The sequence below is a fragment of the Paramagnetospirillum sp. genome (assembly GCF_058402745.1).
Map to the genome: position 1 here is coordinate 17,501 of NZ_JBZVFI010000012.1, position 18,367 is coordinate 35,867.

General features: G+C 66.7%; 19 protein-coding genes (1 of these 19 only partly in view). 6 read left to right on the top strand and 13 right to left on the bottom strand.

Translation table 11 applies throughout. The features are described from left to right. Together ACV4UZ_RS09475 and hemA are read left to right on the top strand one after the other, a co-directional pair. Positions 1 to 1,359, top strand: partial view of an aspartate aminotransferase family protein gene (locus tag ACV4UZ_RS09475; protein ID WP_491600626.1) — the 3' portion only. The gene continues 21 nt to the left of window position 1, outside the view; only the last 1,359 of its 1,380 coding nucleotides appear in the window; the start codon falls outside the window, past its left edge; the stop codon is at positions 1,357 to 1,359. A gap of 140 nt (positions 1,360 to 1,499) precedes the next feature. Next, positions 1,500 to 2,738 carry a 5-aminolevulinate synthase gene (gene hemA / locus ACV4UZ_RS09480; RefSeq protein WP_491600627.1) on the top strand — a complete coding sequence of 413 codons (1,239 nt, stop codon included), beginning with the start codon at positions 1,500 to 1,502 and terminating at the stop codon, positions 2,736 to 2,738. Between the two features lie 292 nt (positions 2,739 to 3,030). Here the strand turns inward: hemA and ACV4UZ_RS09485 are convergent. Further along, a protein-coding gene (locus ACV4UZ_RS09485) for an IS630 family transposase (protein ID WP_491599710.1) occupies positions 3,031 to 3,988 on the bottom strand; the annotation gives its coding sequence in 2 pieces (ribosomal slippage) (positions 3,031 to 3,658 and positions 3,657 to 3,988; 960 coding nt in all). Between the two features lie 153 nt (positions 3,989 to 4,141). After that, positions 4,142 to 6,757 (bottom strand): bacteriohemerythrin, encoded by a 2,616-nt coding sequence (locus tag ACV4UZ_RS09490; protein ID WP_491600628.1) that lies wholly within the window; start codon positions 6,755 to 6,757, stop codon positions 4,142 to 4,144. Between the two features lie 241 nt (positions 6,758 to 6,998). Between ACV4UZ_RS09490 and ACV4UZ_RS09495 the strand changes: the two genes are divergently transcribed. Beyond that, positions 6,999 to 7,835, top strand: a complete 837-nt coding sequence (locus ACV4UZ_RS09495) for an FTR1 family iron permease (RefSeq protein ID WP_491600629.1) — start codon at positions 6,999 to 7,001, stop codon at positions 7,833 to 7,835. Here the strand turns inward: ACV4UZ_RS09495 and arsA are convergent. The 7 genes from arsA to cyaY form a co-directional block, all read right to left on the bottom strand. After that, a complete protein-coding gene (gene arsA, locus ACV4UZ_RS09500) occupies positions 7,812 to 9,551 on the bottom strand; it encodes an arsenical pump-driving ATPase (RefSeq protein ID WP_491600630.1) in 1,740 nt (579 codons plus the stop codon). The genes ACV4UZ_RS09495 and arsA overlap by 24 nt on opposite strands. A gap of 1 nt (position 9,552) precedes the next feature. Continuing rightward, on the bottom strand, positions 9,553 to 9,924 hold the full coding sequence (gene arsD / locus ACV4UZ_RS09505; RefSeq protein WP_491600631.1) for an arsenite efflux transporter metallochaperone ArsD: 372 nt from the start codon (positions 9,922 to 9,924) through the stop codon (positions 9,553 to 9,555). Next, complete coding sequence (gene arsB, locus ACV4UZ_RS09510) at positions 9,921 to 10,940, bottom strand: ACR3 family arsenite efflux transporter (protein ID WP_491600632.1); 1,020 nt, start codon at positions 10,938 to 10,940, stop codon at positions 9,921 to 9,923. Before arsB ends, arsD begins: the two co-directional genes overlap by 4 nt. A 1-nt stretch (position 10,941) precedes the next feature. Next, the gene (locus tag ACV4UZ_RS09515) at positions 10,942 to 11,400 is read right to left on the bottom strand and encodes an arsenate reductase ArsC (protein ID WP_491600633.1); all 459 of its coding nucleotides are present in this window, start codon (positions 11,398 to 11,400) and stop codon (positions 10,942 to 10,944) included. A gap of 22 nt (positions 11,401 to 11,422) precedes the next feature. After that, on the bottom strand, positions 11,423 to 11,926 hold the full coding sequence (locus ACV4UZ_RS09520) for an arsenate reductase ArsC (protein ID WP_491600634.1): 504 nt from the start codon (positions 11,924 to 11,926) through the stop codon (positions 11,423 to 11,425). Beyond that, the gene (locus ACV4UZ_RS09525) at positions 11,923 to 12,336 is read right to left on the bottom strand and encodes an ArsR/SmtB family transcription factor (protein ID WP_491600635.1); all 414 of its coding nucleotides are present in this window, start codon (positions 12,334 to 12,336) and stop codon (positions 11,923 to 11,925) included. Before ACV4UZ_RS09525 ends, ACV4UZ_RS09520 begins: the two co-directional genes overlap by 4 nt. 91 nt (positions 12,337 to 12,427) lie before the next feature. Further along, entirely contained in the window at positions 12,428 to 12,733 is a 306-nt protein-coding gene (gene cyaY, locus ACV4UZ_RS09530; RefSeq protein WP_491600636.1) for an iron donor protein CyaY, read from the bottom strand. Between the two features lie 122 nt (positions 12,734 to 12,855). Between cyaY and rpmE the strand changes: the two genes are divergently transcribed. Both rpmE and ACV4UZ_RS09540 read left to right on the top strand, forming a co-directional pair. Further along, positions 12,856 to 13,089 carry a 50S ribosomal protein L31 gene (rpmE, locus tag ACV4UZ_RS09535; RefSeq protein WP_068433245.1) on the top strand — a complete coding sequence of 78 codons (234 nt, stop codon included), beginning with the start codon at positions 12,856 to 12,858 and terminating at the stop codon, positions 13,087 to 13,089. A 213-nt stretch (positions 13,090 to 13,302) separates the two neighbouring features. Beyond that, on the top strand, positions 13,303 to 15,069 hold the full coding sequence (locus tag ACV4UZ_RS09540) for an adenylate/guanylate cyclase domain-containing protein (protein WP_491600637.1): 1,767 nt from the start codon (positions 13,303 to 13,305) through the stop codon (positions 15,067 to 15,069). A 13-nt stretch (positions 15,070 to 15,082) separates the two neighbouring features. Here the strand turns inward: ACV4UZ_RS09540 and ACV4UZ_RS09545 are convergent, their stop codons facing one another. Continuing rightward, on the bottom strand, positions 15,083 to 15,484 hold the full coding sequence (locus ACV4UZ_RS09545; protein WP_491600638.1) for a DUF1465 family protein: 402 nt from the start codon (positions 15,482 to 15,484) through the stop codon (positions 15,083 to 15,085). 292 nt (positions 15,485 to 15,776) lie between these two features. On the opposite strand from ACV4UZ_RS09545, the gene ACV4UZ_RS09550 reads away from it, so the two are divergent. Continuing rightward, a complete protein-coding gene (locus tag ACV4UZ_RS09550) occupies positions 15,777 to 15,971 on the top strand; it encodes a hypothetical protein (RefSeq protein WP_491600639.1) in 195 nt (64 codons plus the stop codon). A gap of 72 nt (positions 15,972 to 16,043) precedes the next feature. Here ACV4UZ_RS09550 and ACV4UZ_RS09555 read toward each other — a convergent pair whose 3' ends face one another. From ACV4UZ_RS09555 to ACV4UZ_RS09565, 3 genes are read right to left on the bottom strand one after another with little or no spacing between them, the layout of a single operon-like run. Continuing rightward, a complete protein-coding gene (locus ACV4UZ_RS09555; RefSeq protein ID WP_491600640.1) occupies positions 16,044 to 16,856 on the bottom strand; it encodes an ABC transporter substrate-binding protein in 813 nt (270 codons plus the stop codon). A gap of 17 nt (positions 16,857 to 16,873) precedes the next feature. Beyond that, on the bottom strand, positions 16,874 to 17,599 hold the full coding sequence (locus tag ACV4UZ_RS09560; protein ID WP_491600641.1) for an ATP-binding cassette domain-containing protein: 726 nt from the start codon (positions 17,597 to 17,599) through the stop codon (positions 16,874 to 16,876). Then, positions 17,596 to 18,300 (bottom strand): ABC transporter permease, encoded by a 705-nt coding sequence (locus tag ACV4UZ_RS09565; protein WP_491600642.1) that lies wholly within the window; start codon positions 18,298 to 18,300, stop codon positions 17,596 to 17,598. The genes ACV4UZ_RS09560 and ACV4UZ_RS09565 overlap by 4 nt, the downstream gene beginning before the upstream one ends. Between the last annotated feature and the right edge of the window lie 67 nt (positions 18,301 to 18,367).

Here is an 18,367-nt window from a genome sequence, read left to right on the forward strand (position 1 = left end):
CGGACCATCGCCGAGAAAGACGTTGATTCGGTCCTGCACCCCTACACCAATCTGAAGCGCCACCCGGAAGTCGGGCCGCTGGTCATCACCCGGGGCCAGGGCGTCCGGGTGTTCGACGAAGCGGGCAAGGACTACATCGAGGGGCTGGCCGGTCTGTGGTGCACCTCTCTCGGCTGGGGCGAGGAGCGTCTGGTGGAGGCCGCCGCCGCCCAGATGCGCCGTCTTCCCTTCTATCACCTGTTCAGCCACAAGGCCCACGATGCCGGCGTCGAACTGTGCGCCCGCCTGCTGGAGATGGCGCCCGTCCCCATGTCCAAGGTCTTCCTGGCCGGATCGGGGTCCGAGGCCAACGACACCGCCATCAAGCTGATTCATTACCGCTCGAACGCCCTGGGCCTGCCCCATAAGAAGAAGATCATCGCCCGCGAGAAGGCCTATCACGGTGTCACCGTGGCCACCGCGTCGCTGACCGGGCTGGTCAACAACCAACGCTCCTTCGACCTGCCCATTCCCGGCGTGCTGCGGGCCGCCTGCCCCCACCACTACCGCTTCGGCCGCGCGGGCGAGAGCGAGGAGGACTACTCCACCCGCCTGGCCGGGGAACTGGAGGCGATGATCCTCGCCGAGGGTCCCGATACCGTCGCCGCCTTCTTCGCCGAGCCGGTGATGGGGGCCGGCGGCGTCATCGTGCCGCCCGCCGGCTACTTCCCCAAGATCCAGGCGGTGCTGGACCGATACGACGTCCTGCTGGTGGTGGACGAGGTGATCTGCGGCTTCGGACGCACCGGAAGCATGTTCGGCACCGAGACCTTCGGCATCCGCCCCGACATGATGACCCTGGCCAAGGGCCTGTCCTCGGGCTACGCCCCCATCTCCGCCCTGATGGTCAACGAACGGGTCTACGCCCCCATCGCCGAGGAATCGGGACGCATCGGGGTGTTCGGCCACGGCTACACCTATGGCGGCCACCCGGTCTCGGCCGCCGTGGCGGTGGAGACGCTGAACATCTACGCCGAGCGCGACATCCTGTCCCATGTGGCCAAGGTGGGGCCGGCGCTGCAGGCCGGCCTGCGGGCATTTCGCGACCATCCCCTGGTGGGCGAGGCGCGCGGCGTGGGACTGATCGGCGCCCTGGAACTGGTGGCCGACAAGGACAGCCGAGCCCCCTTCCCGCCCGAGCTGACGGTGGGCGCCAAGGTGGTGGCCAAGGCCCAGAACAACGGCGTCATCCTGCGCGCCATGGGCGACGCGGTGGCCTTCGCCCCGCCCCTGGTCATCTCGGAATCGGAAATCGCCGAAATGCTGCGCCGTTTCGCGTCGGCGCTTGACGAAGCTCATGGCGAGCTGGGACGCGGGTAACTATGTGATACTGCAGTCGAAAGCCTTGGCGCATTACAGCTTGTACACTTGCGCCGCGGCTTTTCGATCCTCTAGGATCGGCGAATTCGGCCGGCTTCCCCGGGAAACATCGGGATGCGACGGGCCGAGGGAGGAGAGGAATGGATTACGAGCATTACTTCACCAAGCGGATCGCCGACCTCAAGAGCGAGGGGCGCTACCGGGTGTTCGCCGATCTGGAGCGCCAGAAGGGGCGCTTCCCCATCGCCCTCAACTACCGCGACGGCGAGGTCCGCGAGGTGGTGGTGTGGTGCTCCAACGACTATCTCGGCATGGGCCAGCATCCCGACGTGATCTCCGCCGCCCATGAGGCGCTGGAGCGCTGCGGCGCCGGCGCCGGCGGCACCCGCAACATCTCGGGCACCAATCACTATCACGTGCTGCTGGAAGAGGAACTGGCCGGCTTCAACGCCAAGGAGGCGTCGCTGCTGTTCACCTCGGGCTACGTGGCCAACCAGACCACCCTGTCCACCCTGGGCGCCACCATTCCCGGCCTCGTGGTGTTCTCCGACGAGCTCAACCACAATTCCATGATCGAGGGCATCCGCCACGGCCGCTCCTCCAAGCACGTGTTCCGCCACAACGATCCGGAGCACCTGGAACAGCTGCTGTCGGCGTACCCGAAGGAAACCCCCAAGCTGGTGGCCTTCGAATCCGTCTATTCCATGGATGGCGACATCGCCCCCATCGCCGAGATCTGCGACGTGGCCGAGGCTCACAACGCCATGACCTTCCTGGACGAGGTCCACGCGGTGGGCATGTACGGCTCGCAAGGTTCGGGCGTCGCCGAGCGCGACGGGGTGCGCGACCGCATCACCATCATCCAGGGCACCCTGGCCAAGGCCATCGGCGTGGTGGGCGGCTACATCGCCGCCTCCGCCTCCTGCGTCGATTACGTCCGCAGCTTCGGCCCCGGCTTCATCTTCTCGTCCTCCATGCCGCCGGCCACCGCGGCGGCCGCCCTGGCCTCCATCCGCTACCTGCGCGCCCATCCCGAGATCAGGGACAAGCACCAGGAGCGCGCCGCCACGGCCAAGCGTCTGCTGTCGGCGCGCGGCATCCCGGTGCTGCCCTCGGTCAGCCACATCGTGCCGGTGATGGTGGGCAACGCCGCGCTGTGCAAGCAGGCCAGCGACCTGCTGCTCACCGATTACGGCATCTACGTCCAGCCCATCAACTATCCCACCGTCCCGGTGGGGACCGAACGGCTGCGCATCACGCCGACCCCGCTGCACGACGATGCCATGATGGCCCATCTGGTGGATTCGTTCTGCGCCGTGTGGGACCGGCTGGACCTGCACAAGGCCCATCATCCGAAATCCATCAAGGCGGCGGAGTAGCGACAGCTTCCTGTCAGGCTGAGGTCGTACTGTAAGTCAAGTCGAGCCGTACCGCTCCGGCATGCCCTCGCTGGAACAATCGTACGGTTTGGCCCTCCCAAGATGAAGCCGGCGGGCTCCCCAACTCCCGCCGGCTTCTATCATTTTGGGGGGGAATATGCGGCCGGGACGGCCGCGCTCCGCGAACAGGCGCTCATCTGGAGCGCGGGCATCCTGCTCCCCCGTCACCGCCGACATGATCAGCCCCCTCTGCCGTCATAGCCGGGCTTGACCCGGCTAGAGCGGCGTGCGTTTAATCTGAAACATACCCGGCTTCCCTGAGGTAGTTCCAGCATTCGTCTGGGGTGTAGAGATCGCAGATATTGCCGACGGCCTTCCAGAGGTCGTCGATGGTGCGCGCGCCGATCCGTCGGAGATGAGCCTTGAGTTTGGCAAAGGCCATCTCGATTGGGTTTAGGTCTGGGCTGTATGGGGGTAGGAACAGGAACCAGGCGCCTCTCTCCTTGAGGATGGCCTTGGCCTTCTCGCTTTTATGGCTGGAGAGGTTGTCGAGGATGACGACGTCGCCCGGCTGGAGCGTCGGGGCCAGTTGGGTCTCGACGTAGACCTCGAAGGTTTGTCGGTTCATGGGGCCGTTTATGATCCAGGGTGCCGTCAGACCGTCACAGCGCAAGGCGGCGATGAAGGTTTGGGTTCCCCAGTGGCCGAATGGCGCGCGGGCCTTGAACCGTTGCCCTCGCGGTGCCCGTCCCCGCAACCGGGTCATCTTGGTGGTGGTGGCGGTCTCGTCGATGAACGCCAGCCGGTGAGGCTCCTGGCACATCCGGGGCTGGCGGTGGCTCAGCCAGGTCCGGCGCTCCGCCACCACATCATCGCGACCGGCTTCGGTGGCCAGCAGCGTTTTTTTTGACGCTGAAGCCTTGCCCGATCAGAAACCGCGAGAGTGACGCCGGGTGGGCCGTGACGCCGCATTCGGCCTTCAGCTTGGCCGCCAGTTCCGGCATCGTGATGTCGCCTTGCGCCTCCACCCAGCCGGTCAGAAGAGCGGCAAAGGCCGCCAGCTTACCACCGCCCGGCGGACGGCCTTGCCGCAAGGGCTCCAACGAACCCGTCGCCGCCATCCGTTGTGCAAGACGGACGCTGGTCGCGGCGCTCACTCCAAAATGCCGAGCCGCCGCTCGCCGCGATTCGCCGTGTTCGATCTTACCGTAAACACGGACCCGAAGATCTGATGATAGCCATTTGCCCATGATCCACCTCCAATGAGGTTGAATCACTTTTTCGCCTACAAGGGAATCCCCTGCGATTCAGATTTCAGGTCCGATGCTCTATCCACGTGGATGCCCGGAACAAGTCCGGGCATGACGAAAGCGAGAATGGAGCGGATGTATGGCCGGCACCGCTCAATAAACGCCCTTGGAATTGAGATAGCCGGCCGATTTGCGGTCCTCGGCCAGGGTGTGGCCGACGATCCATTCCTGCAGGAAGGTCAGCACCTCGGCCTCGTTGTAGCCGCGTCCCTCGGCCACCGCCGCCTGCAGCTCGGTCAGCTGCTCCAGCAGGCGCTTGTGGCGGGCCTTGTGGCTGCTGAGATCGGGGTATTTGTAGCGGATCAGCAGCCCCTCCTCCTCGCCGAAATGGAAGCGGGCGTATTCCCTGAGCAGCCCCATGGTCTCGGCCACCTCGGCGTCGGAGCTCTTGCGTTCCATCATGTCGAGGACGGAATTGCCGATTTCGAACAGCCGCTTGTGGTGGGAATCGATGCGCTGCACGCCGACGGAATACTCGTCGTGCCACTTGATCAGCACGCGGGCGTGCTCGCCGGCCTCGACCATGGCCCGCGTGCGCTTGGTGCTGGCCTCGAACAGCTTCCAGCGCACCGAGGGGATGTCGCGCAGGGTCTCGGCCGGCACCAGATAGACCTCGCAGCCTTCCAGGGCGCGGACCCGCAGCAGGCTGGGGGTGTTGAAGATGGCCACCTCCTCGCCGAAGAAGTCGCCGGGCTTCAGGGTCTCGAACATGTGCTCGCCGAGGAAGCGGCCGGCACTGCCCGATTTCAGCATGGCCACCTGGCCGGGGCCGGGCTCGATCACCGTGTCGGCGGGCACCGCCTGACGGTTCATGGCCTGGGCGATGCGGTTGAGCGACTTGGACGACACCACCTCGCCGAACAGCGAGGTGCGCAGCAGGAACTCGCGGTGCTCCAGCAACCGCGACACGCCCGAGAACACGTTGTTGTAGCGGACGAATTCAAGATAGAGCGAACAGGGGATGGCCAGGGCCTGGACGAAGCTGGCGGCGCGGTAGGTCTCCGACGCCTGCGAGCCGAACAGCCCCGACAATTCGCCGATCAGCGCGCCTGCCGACAGCACCGAGCGCATCTCGATCTCGATGGGGATCATCTCGACGCTGCCCGACAGCAGCAGGTAGATGTGGTCGTTGAGCATGCGCTCCTTGACCAGGATGGTGCCGGGATTGAAGGTCACCACCGGATTGTTGAGCAGCACCCGGATCTGGTGGCGGGGAATGCCGGGGAAGTAGGCGTCCAGCGCCTCGAAGGCATAGGGCCAGATGAAATCGTGGTTGGACGGGATCAGCACGTCCACCGTGCCGAACGAGGCCGACGAGCCGATGGCCTTCTGGGCGCGGGTGTTGCGCTGCGAGGTGTGGGCCAGGATGATCTTGTCCGACTGGTCGTCGCGGAAATCATAGGCGTCGCCATGGATCATGCCGCCGCCCACGTCGATCTTCTTGACGTGGGCCGGGGTCAGATAGTCGGCGGCCACCGTGTCGTAGAGGGCCTGGCTGATGCCCGGGGCCTGGGGGTCGTCGGTGACGAAGCTCTGCAGCACCGACAGGCGGCAGATGTCGGCGAAATGGGAATAGGTGCGGTACCCCCCCTCCCACATGGCGCGGAAGTGGAACAGGGTGGTCTCCACCGGATGGGGCGAGAACACCGGCATCACCTCCAGCCCGTCGATGGCGTTCCACTCGCCTTCGATCAGGGGGCAGACGTCGAAATAGTCCGAGAACGCGCCCTCCTCGATGGACAGCAGCGCTGCGACCTTCTTGGCCACGGAGGCGCGGACCAGCGGCGTCGAATAGTATTTCAGCTTGTGGTCCGAACGGATCAGCGTGGTCAGCCCGGCGAAATGATCGTCGTGGGAATGGGTGTGGAAGATTCCCTCGATCTCGTTGACGCCGATGCCCAGCGCGTTGAGCGAATAGAGGATGTTGGGGCCGGCATCCACCAGGTAGACCTTGCCCTGGAACATGACGATGGAGGACATGGAGGGCCGGTTGATGTCCCAGCCGTCGCCCTCGCCCGAGTGGATCACCGCGAAATACTCGCGGCGCAGGCGGTAGAAGCCAAGAGGATAGGGCGATTCGTAGGTCTCGAACGGCGGCAGGTTGAGGTCCACCACCGCCGTCCGGCCCTGGTACGAGAATTCGAAGACGTTGAACAGCATGCGCCGGACGAAGAGGCCATTTCGGATCTCCACCGGCTCGTTGTCCACCACCAGGGTGTCGAGCAGATCGCCGGGATGGCGGATGGTGCCGAAGGCGAAGCGCAGCTTCATGCGCATCAGTTCACGGGCGCGCTCCGGCGTTTCCCCGGCCTCGACCAGTTCCTCCTCGGTCACCAGGCCGTAATTGCCGCGGTAGATGTACTGCATCTGGGCGCGCACCTGATCGGCGCTGCCGATCAGCATGGGCTTGGTTCCGGTATTGCCGGGATGGTCGGGCAGGATCATGCCCTGGCGGTAGAGCATCTGCAGGACGGGGAACTCGGCCAGATTGGAGAAGCTGCCGTTCTGGACCATGGCGTCGGACAGCAGGATGGCATTGGGTCCGGTCTCGAACGGCACGCCGTTCTGCTCGGTGGAGACGATCAGCCCCCGCTTCATCAGGTGCTTCACCGCGTCGGCGGGACAGCCGCACAGCACCGACACCCCGGCCTGGGGTGCCTCGATCCACCAGACCCCGGTGGTCACCTCGATCTTACGCAGCAAAGGCATCGCCCCCTCGCAGTCCTTGCCGGATTCTACCCGAGGGGTTCCCGCCCGCCCAGCAGATCCATAATGCATATATAGCACGCCCGAACCGCCTAACCACCCCCGGACTCCGCCATTATTCAGTGCTTTACATTAGTCGGGCAATGACCTATCTCAAGTATGGGAATGCTGCAATTCGCTCGCAATCGCATCAACTGGTGTTATGGATGCGGCATCGTCCCCACGGTAATCCCACGAGGCCCCCATGCTGGCGTCAGCCGTCATCGTCTTTCGCGAAGTTCTCGAAGCCGCCCTCATCGTCGGCATCGTGCTGGCCGCCACCAAGGGGCTCGACGGCAGCCGCCGCTGGATCGCGGCCGGAATCCTGGGCGGGCTGGTCGGTTCGGCGGCCATCGCCGGTTCGGCCGAGGCCCTGTCCGAAGCCCTGTCCGGCATGGGACAGGAAGTGTTCAACGCCTCGATCCTGGGCCTCGCGGTGGTCATGCTGGGCTGGCACACGGTGTGGATGAGCAGCCACGGCCGCGAGATGGCCGCCGAGATGAAACGGGTCGGCCACGCGGTCAGCGTGGGAAGCCGTCCCCTGTCGGTCCTGGCGGTGGTGGTGGGCGTCGCCGTGCTGCGCGAAGGCGCCGAGACGGTGCTGTTCATCTTCGGCGTCTCGGCCTCGGGCGAGGGCGGCAAGCTGGCCACCATGGCCGGCTGCGCCGTCGGCCTGGGGGCGGGCGTCACGGTCGGCATCCTGCTCTATCGCGGCCTGCTGGCCATTCCCGCCCGTCACCTGTTCACCGTCACCACCGGGCTGGTCACCCTGCTGGCCGCCGGCATGGCCGCCCAGTCGGTGACCTATCTGTCCGCCGCCGGGCTGATCGAGATGCCGACCCAGCCCTTGTGGGACACGTCGTGGCTGCTTCCTGAGAACAGCATCGGCGGCCGCCTGCTCCACACCCTGGTGGGCTATGTGGACCGCCCCAGCGCCGGCCAGCTTCTCGCCTACGGCGCCACCCTGCTGGGCATCACCGGCCTGGCCCGGCTGGTGGGCCGTCAGGCCGCCTGCCGGTCAGCCACCGGCCAGCAGGCGTGACAGCCCGTCCTGGCCCACCGGGGTATCCGCCTGCCAGGAAACCAGGGCGGTGCGCCCGCCCGGCCTCTCCGCCACCCTGCGGATGAACGGCGCCTCGTAACGTCCCCGCCGGGCCAGCACGGGATGGGTGGTGCCGCTGGCCAGCAGGCTCTGGTTGATCACCCAGGCATGGGGGGCGATGCCGGCTCGGGCCAGATCATCGCACAGGCGCTCGGCCTCGTGGACCGGGGTGGCCTCGGCCAGGGTGACGATCAGGATGCGGGTGAAGGCGGGATCACGCAGCCTGGGCAGCAACTGGCGCACAGATTCGGGCATGTCGGCCTGGGTGCGCATCACCTCGCGGTGATAGGCCTCGGCGGCATCCAGCAGCAGGATGGTGTGGCCGGTCGGCGCGGTGTCCAGGATGACGAAGCGGTCCCGCCCCTGCTCCACCGTGCGGGCGAAGGCGCGGAACACCGCGATCTCCTCGGTGCAGGGCGAGCGCAGATCCTCTTCCAGCATGGCCCGGCCGGCGGCGTCCAGGCCGGCCCCGGCCTTGGCCAGCACCTCGTCGCGGTAACTCTCGACCTCGGCTTGCGGGTCGATCCGCTCCACCCGCAGGCCCTCGACCTCACCCTCCACCGCCATGGATACATGGGCGGCGGGATCGGTGGTGGACAAGGTCACCGCATGGCCGCGTCCGGCCAGCGCCACCGCCAGGGCGGCCGCCAGGGTGGTCTTGCCCACGCCGCCCTTGCCCATGGTCATGATCACGCCGTGGCCCATGGCCTCCAAGCCATCCACCAGCGGCCCCAGGCCGGGCGGCAGCGGCTCCGAGCGCCCGCCCCCGTCCTCCGCCCGGTCGTCGGCCCCGCCCAGCATCACGCGCAGGGCGTCCAGGCCGACGGTACCGCGCGCCAGGAAGGGGATGCTCTGCCGGGGCAGCGCGGCCAGCCCCGCCGGCATGGCGGCCATGGCCTCGGCACCGCGCCGCTCCATGGCCCGCGCGATGCGATCCTCGCTCTCGCCCGCCGTGAAGACGCCGTTCACGGCCAGACGCAGATTGCCGATCCCCAGTTCGGCCAGTTCGCGCCGGGTCCGCTCGGCCTCGCGCAGGGCGGCGGTCTCGGGCCGCGCCACCAGCACGATGGTGGTGGCGGCGCCGTCGCCCAACTGCGCCACCGTGGCGGCGTAGAGGGCCTTCTGCTTCTCCAGCCCGGCCAGCGGCCCCAGGCAGGAGGCGCCGCCGGTGGAAGACGCGATGAAATCGGTCCAGGCCGAGGGTAGGGTCAGCAGGCGCAGGGTGTGGCCGGTGGGCGCGGTGTCGAAGATGACATGGTCGAAGCCGGCGGTGGCTTGCGGGTCGCCCAGCAGCTTGGCGAACTCGTCGAAGGCGGCGATCTCCACCGTGCAGGCGCCGGAGAACTGCTCCTCCATGCTGGCGATGGCGGCGGGCGGCAGGATGCCGCGATAGGGACCGACCATGCGCTCGCGATAGGCCTGGGCGGCGGCCTCGGGGTCGATGTTCATGGCGAACAGCCCGGGCGCGCCGGCAATGGCGGTGGGGACCTGCCCCAGGGGCGTGCCCAGCACCTCGTCCAGGTTGGAGGCCGGGTCGGTGCTGACGATCAGCACCCGCTTGCCGCCATCGGCCAGGGCAAGACCGGTGGCGCAGGACAGCGAGGTCTTGCCCACGCCGCCCTTGCCGGTGAAGAACAGGGTGCGGGTGTGGTCCACCTCAGCAGCACCCGCTCTTGGGCGAGCAGCAGGACGAACTGCCGTCGGCCTTGATGGTGATGCGCGGCTTGGCCGCCAACCCCAGCTTGGCGGCCAGCTGGTCGCGCGACAGATGCACCCCGGTCGAGACGATATGGCCGTCCACGGCGATGATCGGCAGGCGGTCCATGCCCGCCTCCATCTCCTTGACCACGGCCGGGTTGGCGGCGAAGGCCTGGGGCTCGGTGCCCAGGTTGTAGCGCCGCACCTCGATGCCCTGCCCGGCCACCCAGGCCAGGTCGGCGGCGAAGGCCACCAGCACGGGATCCACCTCCGGCCCGCACACGCCGGTCGAGCAGCACATGGCGGGATCGTAGACTTCGAGCTTTTTCATGATGAGCTCCTCTCGTACCAGCCCTTGCTGGAATTGACGATTTTCACCACCGACAGCATCACCGGCACCTCGATCAGCACGCCCACCACGGTGGCGAGCGCCGCCCCCGACTGGAAGCCGAACAGCGAGATGGCGGCGGCCACCGCCAGCTCGAAGAAGTTGGAGGCGCCGATCAGGGCCGAGGGGCCGGCGACGCAATGGGCCACCCCCAGCTTCTTGTTCAGAAGATAGGCCAGCCCCGAATTGAAGTAGACCTGGATGGTGATGGGCACCGCCAGCATGGCGATGACCATGGGCTGCCTGATGATCTGCTCGCCCTGGAAGCCGAACAGCAGCACCAGGGTGGTGAGCAGGGCGACCAGCGACACCGGCCCCAGCCGAACCAGGGTGGCGGCCAGACCGCCGCTCCGCAGCAGCGCCTTGCGCCAGAGTTGCGCCACGATCACCGGCACCACGATGTACAGCACCACCGACAGGAACAGGGTGTCCCACGGCACGGTGATGGCCGACAGACCCAGCAGCAGCCCGACGATGGGGGCGAAGGCCACCACCATGATCAGGTCGTTGACCGCCACCTGGGACAGGGTGAAGTGCGGCTCGCCGTTGGTCAGGTTGGACCACACGAAGACCATGGCGGTGCAGGGCGCGGCGGCCAGCAGGATCAGACCGGCGATGTAGGACTCGATCTGGTCGGCGGGCAGCCAGGGCTTGAACAGATGGCTGACGAAGATCCAGCCCAGCAGCGCCATGGAGAACGGCTTGACCGCCCAGTTGATGAACAGGGTGACGCCGATGCCCCGCCAGTGCTCCCGAACCTGATGCAGCGCGCCGAAATCGATCTTCAGCAGCATGGGGATGATCATGGCCCAGATCAGCACCGCCACCGGCAGGTTGACCTGGGCCACCTCCAGCCGCCCGATGGCCTGGAACGGCCCGGGCAGCCAGTGGCCCAGCGCCACGCCGGCCAGGATGCAAAGGGCGACCCACAGGGTCAGGTAGCGTTCGAACAGGTTCATCTCAGACCTCCCCGGCCCTTTGCGGACCGAGTTCGATCAGGCGCTTCACCTTGGCCTCAATCATGGAATAGACCTTGCGGAACTCGGCCAGGCGCTCCTCGTGGCTGCCTTCGGCCGCCGCCGGGTCGGGAAAGCCCATGTGGACCTTGGCCGGATGGCCCGGCCACACCGGGCAGACCTCGCCGGCGGCGTTGTCGCAGACGGTGATGACCAGGTCCATCTTGGGCGCGTCGGGGCGGGCGAACTCGTCCCACGACTTGGAGCGGTAGCCCTGGGTGGGCAGGCCCTTCTCGGCCAGCACCTCCAGCGACAGGGGGTTGACCTTGCCCGTCGGGTTGCTGCCGGCGCTGAACGCCCGCCATCTTCCAACGCCCAGATGATTGATCAGGGCTTCGCCCAGGACGGAGCGGGCGGAATTGCCGGTGCAGAGAACCAGAACGTTGACGACGGATTCGGTCATGGACTTTGCCTTGTTGCTTGGGTCAGGAGGAAGGGGGCTGGCCGATCTGGTCCAGGTGCCTTTGCAGCGACAGACGGTCCAGGGAGCGGATGGGCAAGGCGCAGAAAATGCTGATGCGGTTGCTCAGCATGCGCATCACGTCGGCCGCCAGGGCGGCCTTCTCGGTGGCGGTGCCGTCGCAGGCCGCGGGATCGGGCACGCCCCAATGGGCGGTCATGGGCTGGCCCGGCCACACCGGGCAGACCTCGCCGGCGGCGTTGTCGCAGACGGTGAAGACGAAATCCAGCTCGGGGGCGTCGGGCCGCGCGAATTCCTCCCACGACTTGGAGCGGAAGGTGTCGGTGGGAAAGTTCAGCTTCTTCAGCAGGTTCAGCACCGTGGGGTCGATATGGCCCCGGGGCTGGCTGCCGGCGCTGTACGCCGTGAACCTGGCGCCGCCCTCCCGGTTGAGGATGGCCTCGGCCATGATGGAGCGGGCCGAATTGCCGGTGCACAGGAACAGGACGTTGTAGGTCTTCTCGCTCATGGCGGTCCCCCGCAGCAGGGTTGGGAAACGGCGCCGGCGGGCAGGGCCGAACGGCCCTGATCGCACAGCACCTGGACCGGAACCTGATTGACCATGGCGAGCAGCCGGCGATCCCCGGCGATGGTGGGGTCCTCGGCCAGCGAGGACCGGACCATGGCGAGGAAGGAGGGCGCGTAAGGGTTGAGCCCCCGCTCCGCCAGCCGGTAATAGACCCACTTGCCGTCGCGTCGCTGCTGCAGCAGTCCGGCGACCTTCAGGGCCGCCAGATGCTTGGAGATGGTGGCGGTCGCCAGGCCGAGGACGGTGGTGATCTGGCACACGCACAGCTCGCCCCCCTCCAACAGCTTGAGGATGCGCACCCGGCTTGGATCGGCGACGGCCTTGGCCACGGTTTCAAAGGTCTCGATCATGGGCGGACACTGCCATCATTTCGCCATATGGTGAAATGATACTTCCATGACACGCCGAGATCAAGGAGAACGGCGGCTCAGGCCAACGGTGTCAGACCACCACGCCGATCTCGGCCAGCAGCAGGCCCAGAAGCTCGATCTCGGCATTGCGGGTGGAGACCCAGCGTTCGCCGTTCCAGCCGAAGTGATGGGCGCCGCTCTTGGGCGAAGACATCCATATCTCGCGGTTGGGGGCGTGCTTGTTGATGACGTACTGGCCGATCCCCGGCAGGGTGAGCGTCAGGATGCCGGCGTGCAGCTCGGCATCGGCATCCTCCATGGCGTCCTCGACCGCATCGGCGATGCGCTCCAGCAACGGGTCGGCAAGGCTGGCGAAGCGGCTTTCATCAAGGCTCATGGGGGTTCTCCGGACTGGGGGGAGCGGATGCTAACCCGAATTCCGCTCCGGGGTGAAGGATCGCTTGCGCCCCGTGCCGGTTTTGGCTATATACGCGCCTTCGATTTGCGGAGCTTCAGGCTATGAAGGACAACATTCATCCCGACTACCACGAGATCAACGTGGTGATGACGGACGGCACCGAGTACAAGACCCGGTCCACCCTGGGTAAGGCTGGCGACACCCTGCGCCTGGATATCGACCCCAAGTCGCACCCGGCCTGGACCGGTGTGCATCGGATGGTCGATACCGCCGGCCAGCTCGCCAAGTTCAAGAAGCGCTTCGAGGGTTTCGGCATCAAGTCGACCAATTCCTAAGAGGGCCAAGTCCCAAGAGGGCCAAGTCCTAAGAGGGATTGGGGATACCGGACCGGTTTCGGCCCTCCGGAATTCATCCGCGCTAAATTATCAGACTGCATGATCGGCCGGCTTAATCGCCGGCCGAAAGTGTTTGCTGTGGACTTCTTGACGTTCTCCGGGTAGAGCAAATTTTTAATAAGGGAGCTGCGATACTCCCTGGCCGAGTTGTAATTGAGTCCAGACGGTGATTGGGCGGACATGATCATCGTTCATTTTGAAGTTTACGTCATGGAAGGCCGGGGGTGGATGCTGCATGCACGCTTCCCGCGGCTGGAGCGTGACGAGGCTGTCCGCGAGGCCAAGGAACTGGAGAATACCCTCGGCGTCCGCACCAAGGTGCTGCGCGAGACCTACAACACCGACACCAATGTCTTCGACGAAGCCGAAGTCTACATGTCCGGCCACAACGTCCAGGCCAAGAAGGCGGCGGCGGGCGGCGCCAGGGGCGGAGGCGGCGGCGGCGGAGGGGGCGGCAAGGACTCGGGCAAGGGCGGCGGCGCCAAGGCGGCGGCGGCCAGGAAGGCGGCGAAGGCCGCCAGGGCGCGGGCCGGCGGCCCCTCCATCGGCGCCGGCGGAATGATCCTGCGCCTGACCATCATCCTGCTGGTGGCCTCGGGATTGGGATTGGGGGCGCTGCGCCTGGTACCCTCGGCCATTGTCTTTCTCTACGATTTCGGTTTCCGCATCACCCCCGACGAATATGGACAGGTGCTGGTCATCGTCTTCGGGCTGGTGTTCCTGATGACCGCCGTGCCGCTGGGCCTGCGCTTCATGCCGCGCAACGCCAGCATCCAGTTCAGCCGCGCCGCCGCCCAGGCCGCGCCGCCGCCCAGGCCGCAGCCTTCCGAGGCGGTGAAGAAGTCGCTGAACAAGCTGGCCAGGAAGGCCGAGGTGGAAATGATTCCCGAGACCTGGGGCGACGACCCCGAGCCGGAGCCTCCCCCTCCCCCGCCGGCCGAGGAGCCGCCGCCCCCGGCCCTCCCGTCGGAGGAGCCGTCGCCCACCGCGGCGGCCGTGGATTCCATCCCCTCCACCCCCGCCCTGGAGGCCACCAGGAAGGTCACCGACCGCTTCGTGGACCGGTCCATGGAGATCGTCCGCCAGGTGGCGCCCAGCACCGACAAATACACCACCTTCGGCCTCAACCTGTTCATGGCCGGCGCCGTCCAGTCCATCGCCCGCGCCAAGAAGCTGGATTCCGGCGGCCAGCGCAAGCTGCTGAAATCCATCATGGAAAAGCTGGGCAATCCCGGCGACGTGGCCGCGTCGTTCTACGACAAGGTGCCGGGATACATGGGCGAGCAGCGCTACGCCCGCATGTTCGAGGCGGGCAAATCCTCCATGGAATCCTGGGCCGAGGGCGACGAGGGAACCCCCATGATCAAGCTCCAGTCCTCGCTGAAGGACTGGAACAAGCCGGCCGCCGAGAAGAAGGCGTCGGGACTGATGACCGTGGTCTTCACCGACATGGTGGGCTCCACCGACCTCACCCAGGCGCGCGGCGACCAGGCCGCCCAGGAGATCGTGCGCAAGCACAACGCCATCGTCCGCACCGCGCTGACCCAGTTCGCCGGGCGCGAGGTCAAGCACACCGGCGACGGCATCATGGCCTCGTTCGCCTCCGCCGCCAACGCCGTGGAAGCCATGGTGCAGGTCCAGCGCCAGGTCACCGCCCACAACGAGAAGCAACCGAACCTGCCGCTGCACCTGCGTATCGGACTGAATGCCGGCGAGCCCATCCAGGAGGAGGACGACCTGTTCGGCTCCACCGTCCAGCTCTCGGCCCGCGTCTGCGCCGCCACCGATTCCGACCAGATCCTGTGCACCCAGTCGGTGAAGGACCTGGCCGGACCGGTCGGCACCTTCGTGGACGGCGGAACCCACGCCCTGAAGGGGTTCAAGGAAAAGTTCCAATTGTGGGAAATCGTCTGGCGCTGAAGACGCCCCGGGGTCAGTGCAGGACCCGCTGCACCAGCATCTCCTCGAGCCGCGCCACGCGGACGTACAGGCGGTAGGAGCGGTCCATCAGACTGCGAAGGTGGTTGGGCAGGGTCTCGTCACGGGCGAAGCTTTCGTCGAGGCAGACGTCGCCTCCCGACAGGCGGCATTCGTCGCGCAGCGTCTCCTCCACTTCCACCTCGCCTTCATGCACCGCGCGCTGGAGCATCAGCCACGCCATCACCTGGGTGAGACGCGAGGTAACCCGCATGGCCTCGCAACTCATGCGCAGGCCGACCATGCCGCCCACCCGCTCACGCTCGCGCCGCTCGGCATAGGCCAGGTAGTTCCGGGCCTCCACCATCAGGGTCATGGTCTCGTCGTAGGTCCTGCGAAAAAAAGCGGGCTGGGGCATTCGCTTTTCTCCAAACCATCGCCCGCACGCCGCCGAGGCGACAACAGCCAGCGAACTTGGCTCATGTTCTCTAAGGTGACACTTCGGGCGCCCGACTTCAACCGTTGCCGTACCGAAATCACTTTCCGTTACAGAGAATTCCAGCACCCATCACAGGCCATCCCCTCTATTCAACCCGCATATTATAGTAAAATTTTTCGTAAAATTTTATATGTGAATGACGTCACGGACACATACACAATACATTTATAGGATAATCTCAATTGCTAACTTCAGAAACGGCTGGGTCATCATGCGCTACGTCATCCACGAATCATTCGACAAGAACGAAATCAACCGCTGCTTCGAAGCAGACATCTGCCCCACCATTGGCAAGGCGCTGAGAACCCGAAGCGGCAAGTGGTATCGCATCAAGGACGTCGCCTGGTACACCGACCCCTTCGACCATCACCCCAACATCCGCGTCCTGCTGAAGCGCATCCAGTAGAACACCGGAGCGCCAGAGGGCGGAATCCCCGGCCAGCCGCGGGGATTCCGCCCTTTCGCTTTTCTCGGGACCCTATTTTGAATCGCCGAAGAACAGCTGCTCGCCGTCGATCTTGAACGCGGCGATGGCGGCTTGGCCCTTGGGGCCGGTCAGCCACAGGTGCCAGGCCTTGGCGTCGGCCGCCTTGACGCCCCTGTGCCTTTCCGGATTGACCAGGATCGAGCCGTAGGGATTGAACAGGGCGCGGTCGCCCTCCACCAGGATGGCCAGCGACTGGCGGTTCCGGAAGCCGGCCCAGGTCCCCCGGTCGGCCAGGGCATAGGCGTTCATGCCGGCCGCCGTGTTCAGCGTCGCCCCCATGCCCGAACCCAGTTCGCGATACCAGCCTCCGCCGCCGGCCCTGACGTCCACCCCGGCCTTCCTCCACAGGCGCAATTCGCCGCGATGGGTGCCGGAATCGTCGCCGCGCGAGGCGAAGGGCGCCTTGGCGGCGGCGATCCTCGCGAAGGCCTGGGCGGCGTCCTTGCCGCCCTTGATGCCGGCGGGGTCCGAGGCCGGCCCCACCACCACGAAGTCGTTGTACATCACGTCGCGGCGGTCAATGCCGAAGCCCTCGGCCACGAATTTGTCCTCGCCCGCCCGGTCGTGGACCAGCAGGGCATCGGCGTCGCCCCGCTCGCCCAGCTTCAGCGCCTGTCCGGTGCCCACCGCCACCACGCGGACCTCGATGCCGGTCTCCGTCTTGAACAGCGGCAGCAGGTGGCCGAACAGCCCGGACTGCTCGGTGGAGGTGGTCGAGGCCAGGGTGATGAAGCGCTCCTGCGCGATGGCGGGTGAAGCGGTGAGCGAAACAACCGCCAGGGCGGCAAGCAACAGACGTTTCATGAAAGTGTTTCCTTTCGTTAGCAGACCAGCTCGCCGGCCAGGAAAGCCCGGGCCTGGGCCGATCTCGGCCCCTTGAAGAACTCCACCGCCGGGGCATGCTCCACCAGGCGCCCCCGGGAGAGGAACACCACCTCGTCGGCCAGGCGGCGGGCCTGGCCGAGATCATGGGTGGTCATGACGATCTTGGTGCCGGCGGCGTGGAAGTCCTGCACCGCCATCTCCACCTGCAGGGCGGCGCCCGGGTCCAGCGACGCGGTGGGCTCGTCCAGGAACAGCACCTCCGGCCCCGAGGCCCAGGCCCGCGCCAGGGCCAGGCGCTGCTGCTCGCCTCCCGACAGCACCCGGGCCGGGCGGGGCGCCAGATGGGCGAGGCCGAAGCGCTCCAGCGCCTCCATGGCCCGGGACTGGCGGCGGCGCCAGGGCACGCCGCCCAGCGCCAGGACGTAGCGGATATTGGCCAAAGCCGAGCGGCGCAGCAGAACCGGCCGCTGGAAGACCATGGCCTGACGGTGGCGGACGTCCTCGCCCTCGCCGCCGCTCCAGCGGACCGTGCCGGCGCTGGGGGCCAGCAGGCCGTGGCACAGCCGCAGCAGCAGACTCTTCCCCGCCCCGTTGGGGCCGAGGATCACCGTGCGCAGCCCCGCCTCCAGGCGAAGCGACACGTCCTCCAGCAGCATCCGCCCGCCGGCGGCGAAGCCGACCCGGTCCAGGTCCAGCGGCAGGATGGTGTCGGGCGTCCTCATCCCATCCTCCGCCGGGCCCATTGCCCCAGCAGGAACACCGCCCCGTTGACGCCGGTCACCAGGGCGATGAGGATCAGCCCCAGCCCCAACGCCAGCGGCAGGTCGCCCTTGCTGGTCTCCAGCGCGATGGTGGTGGTCATGGTGCGGGTCACGCCCTTGATGTTGCCGCCGACGATCATCACCGCCCCCACCTCGGCGGCGGCCCGGCCGAAACCGGCCAGAACGGCGGTCGCCAGACTGAAGCGCCCATCCCACAGCAAGGTGAGCATCCGCCCGATGCCCGACACGCCCAACGACCGCAACTGCTCGCCGTATTCCTCCCACAAATCGGCCACCACCTGGCGGGCCAGGGCGGCGATGATGGGCAGGACCAGCAGGGTCTGGGCCACCACCATGGCCGCCGGGGTGAACAGCAGCCCGGCCTCGCCCAGCGGACCGGCGCGCGACAGCAGCAGGTAGACGCCGAGGCCGACCACCACCGGCGGCAGCCCCATGAAGGCGTTGAGCACCACCACCAGCACGCCCCGGCCAGGAAAATCCCCCAGCGCCAGCAAAGCCCCCAGCGGCAGGCCGATCAGCGCCGCCAGCAGCACCGCCAGTCCCGACACCAGCACCGACAGCCGCACGATGCCCAGCATCTGCGGATCGAGGGTGACGACGAGATCAAGGGCCAGCGACAGGGCCTGGGACAGATCGGACATTCCACACCTTTCCTGTCCCAGTGTGCATTTTTTCCCGTTCGTTGTTAAGAAACGAATGTCGTTGCAG